Here is a 5,927-nt window from a genome sequence, read left to right on the forward strand (position 1 = left end):
GTGGTGTCGGGATCGCGCACGGCGGTTCCTGCCCGCAACACCAGCTCCGCACCGGGCACGCTGACCGAGCCCGGAATGTTCATGGTCGCGTATTCATCGAAGCGGCGGACGTCGAGTATGGCGATGTTGGCCTTGTCCGCGATCAGTTTTGCCACTTCGTCGGCGCTGAACGACGGTGTGTGACGTCGCGCCTCGACCAGCTCGCCGAACGCTTTCGAATAGGAATTGACGTCCTCGAACACCTCGTAACCCGCCGCACGCCAGGCCTTGAGCCCGCCGTCGAGCGCGCGGATGTTGGTGTAGCCGAGCGCGGCAAGGCGTCCGGCACCCACAGCGACCAGCCCCTCCCCGTCGTCATAGAGCACGACCGGCACGTCCTTGCGCGGCAGCCTCACCTCGGCCTCGATCGCGATCCGGTCCGCCGCCATGTTGGCGGCGAACAGCGGATGGCCGGTGGCAAACGCGGCCTCGTATCTGAGATCGATGAGCGCGATTTCCTCACGCAACAGCAGCGCGCGGCGGATATCGGCGGGGGTGACGGTCGGGATCGTCATCGGACATGCAGCCTTCGAAGTTTGAACAGGGCGCTTTTGGCCGATTGCGGACCGCTTGACCAGCCCGACGAGGGCATGCCCTCCCACTCTGCGGCGTGCAATCCCTTGGAGCTGCTGAAAACAAGCATGTTGTCCGCGGGCGCGGGGCAGGTAAAGTTCCGATTCGCGCGTGGGGGGAGGGGCAGCATGCGAACTATAAAATTCCTGGTGGTGTTTCTGGTGCTTCCGGGTGCGGCCATGGCCGCGCTGACCAATGCGGAGCGCAAGTCCCAATTCGAGCGGGCGATGGCGTCGATCATAGCAGGGACGACGCCGACCGTGTTCGGCTTTGTCCGCGACACGCTGATCAAGGACTACGTCGCCTGCAAGCCCAACAAGGGGCAGGCCGTGGAGCTCATCAGCGCGAGCTATTTCCGGTCCTGTGAACACGAGGACGCGTCGGCCACCGGCGAGCGCTCACTGGAAGCGTGCCAGTTGCGCTATGGCAAGCCGTGCGCCCTGCTAGCGGTGAACGAGGAGATCGTCGCGGAAGGCGAACTGACAGCGCGGGACATGCCGCATCTGCATTATGCAGGCAAGTATGATCTGTCCCAGATTCCGATCATCCGGCGGGTGACGCGACAGCGCCCCGACGTGCAGAATTACGATAAGGCCATGGAGCCGAAAGCGATGGCCATCCACCCTTGGGGGAAGCTGTTCATCTCGGCGGGCGATGCGAGCTTGAATGATGCCCAGGCGTCCGCACTTGCAAAATGCAACAGCGATCCCACGCGAAATGGCAGGGATGGCGGCTGCTTTGTCTACGCCGTCAACAACGACGTCATCATTGGTGAACGGCACATGCAGCCGAAGTGACGTGTCAAGCAAATATCTTGACTCGATCCAGGCGGATTTGACCAGCGGCTTGTCGGATCACTCGCCCGGAACGAGGCGCCCGAGCGGCGGCTGCGCGGGACGCCGCAGCCTTCGGCGCGACAGGTAGAGCAGGACGCCGGTGACCGAGAACAGCGGCATCAGCGCTGCGGCGATCATGAACGCGAGCTTGCCGGGCCAGCCGAGGACCGCGCCGCGATGGATGTCGAGCACGTTGGYGATGATCTTCTCGCCGAGCGTCTTGTCGGCATAGCGTTCCGCCGAGACCAGCTGGCCGGTGACGGCATCGACGCGGAACTCGTCGCGCGTGGTATCGAGCGTGGAGTCCTTCCCCCACGAGCGGATCCGTAGCACCGCGCCCGAACCGGCGGGCAGCGTCAGCAGGGCCTTGGAGAAGCGGCCGCCCTCCTCGCGCTGGAACGTCGTCCATGCACGATCAAATCCGACGGCCTGAACCGGCTCGGGACGGTCCGCCGCGCGCGGCGCCTTTGTGGGCATCTTGGGCTGCATCCTTGCCGCCGCCACATGTGGGCGCGACAGCAGCCAGACCACGCCGTCCTTGTACCAGTCGAACGAGTACCAGAGCCCGGTCAGCGTCATCACCAGATAGACCGGCAAGACCCAGGTGCCGATGACGGCGTGCAGCGAGCGGTGCAGACCGCGCCCGCTGAGTCCGAGATTGGGCTTCAGCCACATCTTCACGCTGCCTGCGCGACGCGGCCAGCGCAGCACCAGGCCCGAGACCAGCATCACGATCAGGCCGAGCGCAGCGACGCCGGTGATCTGGCGTCCCCAGCCCTTGGCATCGCCGGGGATGAGCAGCCAGCGATGCAGCCTGCGCACGGTCGCAAAAAATTCCTCGCCGCGCGGCGTACCCAGCACGCGCGCGTCGTAGGGATCGACATAGAGCGAGGACGGCCGCGTGCCCTGCTCGTCACGCGCGAAGCGGACATGCACCGCGGTGGATGGATCGCTCGCCAGCGTGACGGCGGAGACCTTGCCGAGGTCCTGCGCCGCCGTCAGGCGCGCGACCAGCTCGTCCGGCATCAGCGCCGGCGCCGTCCGCGGCGCGACCTGCATGATTCCGGCGTTCAGGTGGTCGACGATCTCGTCCTCAAAACTCATGATCGCGCCGGTCAGCGCGATCAGGGTCAGCAGCAGCGCGAGGGCGAGGCCCGCGATGGAATGGACCTCGTGCAAAGCCACCTTGATGTTGTGCCCCAGCCTAGTCATCGAAGCCGGCCTTCTTGATGAGTGCGATCGCAACCTGCTGATGCCTGGCGACCTCTTCGATCGGCAGCACATCGACAGTGAACGAGCCGATATCGGCGACGATCGGAGCCCGCTCCGCGGTCGCAAGCACGGGATATTCGAGCTCGGCCGCCGCAAAGACGCGCTGCGCCGCCTGGGTGACGAGGAACTCGAGGAATTTTTGGGCGGCAGACGGATGCGGCGCATGTTTCGCGATGGCCGCGCCGGTGAGATTCACATGCGTACCACCGCCCCTGAAGACCGTTGGGATCGCCCTGACCGCCAACGCCCATTCGCGCCATTCGGCGCCGTCCCGTCCGTCACGCAATTGCGCCAGCGCCACGGTGTTACCGATGCCGATTTCGCACGCGCCTTGCGCGATCTCGCGGATCAAATCGTTGTCCTTGCCGGACGGCTTGTGCGCAAGATTGGCCTTCAGGCCGGCGAGCCAGGCCTCCGTCGCGGCCTCGCCGTGATGGGCGAGATAGGCCGCGACCAGGGCGACATTGTTCTGATGCAGCGGCGCGCGCATGCACAATTTGCCGCGCCATTGCGGACTTGCGAGGTCTTCATAGTCGATCGCCGCGAGCGCGCTGTCCTTGCGCGCCAGAACCACGCGGGGACGGATGGCGAGCGCGAGCCACTGCCCGCTACCACTGCGCAAATGCGGCGGGACGACTCGATCGAGCAGCGGCGATGCAAAGGCCTGCGTCAGGCCGCGATTGGCAAGCTGAGTGGTCTTGTCCAACCCGATCGTCATCAGGACGTCCGCAGGCGACGCTTCGCCTTCCGATGCCAAGCGCTTGGCGAGACTGTCCTCGACGAAGACGATTTTGACCCTGATGCCGCTCGCTTCCGTGAACGCCGCGATCGACGGCTCGAGCAGGGCAGCCTCCCTGGTCGAATAGAGCGTGATCTCCTCGGCGCGGCTCGCAACTGTGCTGACAAGGCAGGCGGCCGCCAGCGCGATCAGGACCGCGATGGCTTTGTGCCGCGCCGCCATTGCTAGAACTTCACCGTTGCCGACATCGAGAAGCGCCGCGCGTCGCCGATCGCGACGTTCAGATTGTTCACGGCGGAGGGATAGTAGACGGTGTCGAACAGGTTCTTGACGTTGAACTGATAGATCACCGGGAACTGCTCGTACTTCGTCTCGTAGGTGGCGAAGATATCGGCGACCACATAGGACGGCAAGAAGAAGCTGTTGATCGCATCGCCGGGACGATCGCCGACGTAGCGCGCGCCGCCGCCGAGGCGGAGCTGGCCCGGCAAAGCTGTGCCAAAGTCATAGACCAGATAGAGCGAAGCTGTGTTCAGCGCGACGTTCTGCAGCTTCCTGCCGAGCAACGTGACATCCTCGGATGCCGTCACCCGCGCGTCGGTATAGCCATAGCTGCCGATCAAGGCCCAGCTGTCGGTGAGCCTGCCGGTGACATCCAACTCGACGCCGCGCGAGCGGGCACGGCCGACGGTGTGGATTTCCACGACATTCGCGCTGTTGGTGACCGTCGTCTGCACGTTCTTCTTGTCGAGATCGTAAAGCGCGATCGTGCCGGAGATGCGCTGGTTGACATCGAACTTGACGCCAGTCTCGTATGACACGCCCTCTTCCGGCGCGACATTGGAGCCGATCACGACGCCGATCGGTGCAATGGTCGAGTTCGGCTTCAACGACTCGGTGTAGCTCGCATAAAGCGAGATTTGGTCGGTGAGCTTGAGGATGGCACCGCCGAGAGGCAGCACCTTGTCCTGGGACACGTTGGTGTTGGTGACGAAGGGCTTTCCGCGCCCGGCGATCTGGTCGTAGTCCATGTAGCGCACGCCGCCGACCAGCGCGAAGCGTTCGGTCAGATGCAGCGTGTCCTGGAAGAACATCGACCACTGGCCGAGCTTGTCGGTCTGGGCACTGTCGGGGTTCGACACCGTCGTCCCCGGTCCGATCAGCCCGTAGACGGGATTGTAGACATTGATGGCAGGGGTCGCCTGCCGGATCAGATTGTCACGGTAGATGGTGCGATACTGGCCGTCGCCGCCGAACACCACCTCATTGCGCATGTTGCCGAGCCAGAAGCCGCCGGAAACGTAGGACGTTCCGTAACTGGCATTGCTGAGCGAGCCCTGCGTGCCGTCATTGCTGCGCGTCTCGACGCCCGTCGTGAAGCTGAGGGTGGAGATGCGGAGCTGGTTGGCGCTGAAGGTTTCGGTGTTGTAGCTGTAGCCGGCGTAGAGCTTCCAGTCCTGGTTGAAGCGGTGCTCGACCGATGCCTGGATCAGGTCGGACGTGCCCCACGTGTTGTTGAAGGGCTCGTCGAGCCGGCGTGTGGCGGGCACCGCCAGCGGCGCTTTCGTCACCGGATTGAACGCCGTGCCGCGATCGAACGGATAGATGAACTCGCGGTGCTCGTAGTTGAGCTGAACCGTGGTGTCCTGGCCGTACCAGGCCAGTGACGGCGCCACCAGCATCTCGCGGTGGCGGCCGAAATTTCTCCAATAGTCCTCGCTGACGCCGTAGCCGATGAAACGATAGGCAAGGCCCTGGTCGCCGATCGGACCGGTGACGTCGAGCAAGCCGTCGGCTCCGCTACGATTGTTCGCGAAGGTCGAGCCGAGCAGGGTCACCGAGCCGTGCTGATAAAGCTCGGGGCGCTTGCTGATGGTGTTGACGATGCCGCCGGGGTCCATGATGCCGTAGAGCAGCGAAGCCGGCCCCTTCAGCACCTCGACGCTTTCGACGGCAGGATTGAGGCTGCGGCCCTGCACCAGCGGCATGCCGTTGCGCATGATCGAGCCGTCGCGGTTGTCACCGAAGCCGCGGCGGATCACTGCGTCCTGGCTGCCGGCGAGCGTATTGGTCTGGGTGATACCGGAGACGTTGATGAGCGCATCGTCGATGTTGCGCGGCAACTGATCCTTCAGGACCTGCGCGGGCACGATGTTGACGGCCTGCGAGGTGTTGAGCGGCGAGGCCCCCGAGCGCAGCGTGGTCGCACTCGGCATGGCGCGATAGCCGAGATTGGCGGCTTGTTTCGCAGCGGCTTCAGCCGCGGCGCGTTCCGACGGCGTCGGTGCGGCCGCGGTGGCGACATTCCGGCTGCGCTGACGCGCGGCGGCTTGCGTGCGGCGTGAGGACTGCTCCGACGCACGTGCCGGCTTCGGCCGCTGCACCGGCGCATCCACCGTCACCGGCGGCAGAGCCGATTGGGCCTGCGCGGTCGTCGTGTTGGAAGGCAATTCGGCAAGGAGCACGGC

Annotated in this window: 5 protein-coding genes; 1 reads left to right on the plus strand and 4 read right to left on the minus strand. The window is 64.8% G+C overall.

What is annotated here, in order from left to right; all coding sequences use genetic code 11:
• On the minus strand, nt 1-554 hold a 554-nt coding region (locus ACXJL8_RS31430; protein WP_456686186.1), incomplete at its 3' end, for a rhodanese-like domain-containing protein.
• 237 nt (nt 555-791) lie between these two features.
• Between ACXJL8_RS31430 and ACXJL8_RS31435 the strand changes: the two genes are divergently transcribed.
• Nucleotides 792-1,409 carry a hypothetical protein gene (locus tag ACXJL8_RS31435; RefSeq protein WP_456620589.1) on the plus strand — a complete coding sequence of 206 codons (618 nt, stop codon included), beginning with the start codon at nt 792-794 and terminating at the stop codon, nt 1,407-1,409.
• A 57-nt stretch (nt 1,410-1,466) separates the two neighbouring features.
• Here the strand turns inward: ACXJL8_RS31435 and ACXJL8_RS31440 are convergent, their stop codons facing one another.
• The 3 genes from ACXJL8_RS31440 to ACXJL8_RS31450 all read right to left on the minus strand — a co-directional run.
• Nucleotides 1,467-2,660: a PepSY-associated TM helix domain-containing protein gene (locus ACXJL8_RS31440; RefSeq protein ID WP_456686187.1), complete on the minus strand. Its 1,194-nt coding sequence runs from the start codon at nt 2,658-2,660 to the stop codon at nt 1,467-1,469.
• Entirely contained in the window at nt 2,653-3,681 is a 1,029-nt protein-coding gene (locus ACXJL8_RS31445; protein WP_456686188.1) for an extracellular solute-binding protein, read from the minus strand. The genes ACXJL8_RS31440 and ACXJL8_RS31445 overlap by 8 nt, the downstream gene beginning before the upstream one ends.
• Before the next feature lie 2 nt (nt 3,682-3,683).
• The coding region (locus ACXJL8_RS31450; protein ID WP_456686189.1) for a TonB-dependent siderophore receptor at nt 3,684-5,927 on the minus strand (2,244 nt) is incomplete at its 5' end.

Source organism: Bradyrhizobium sp. P5_C11_2, from assembly GCF_054049755.1.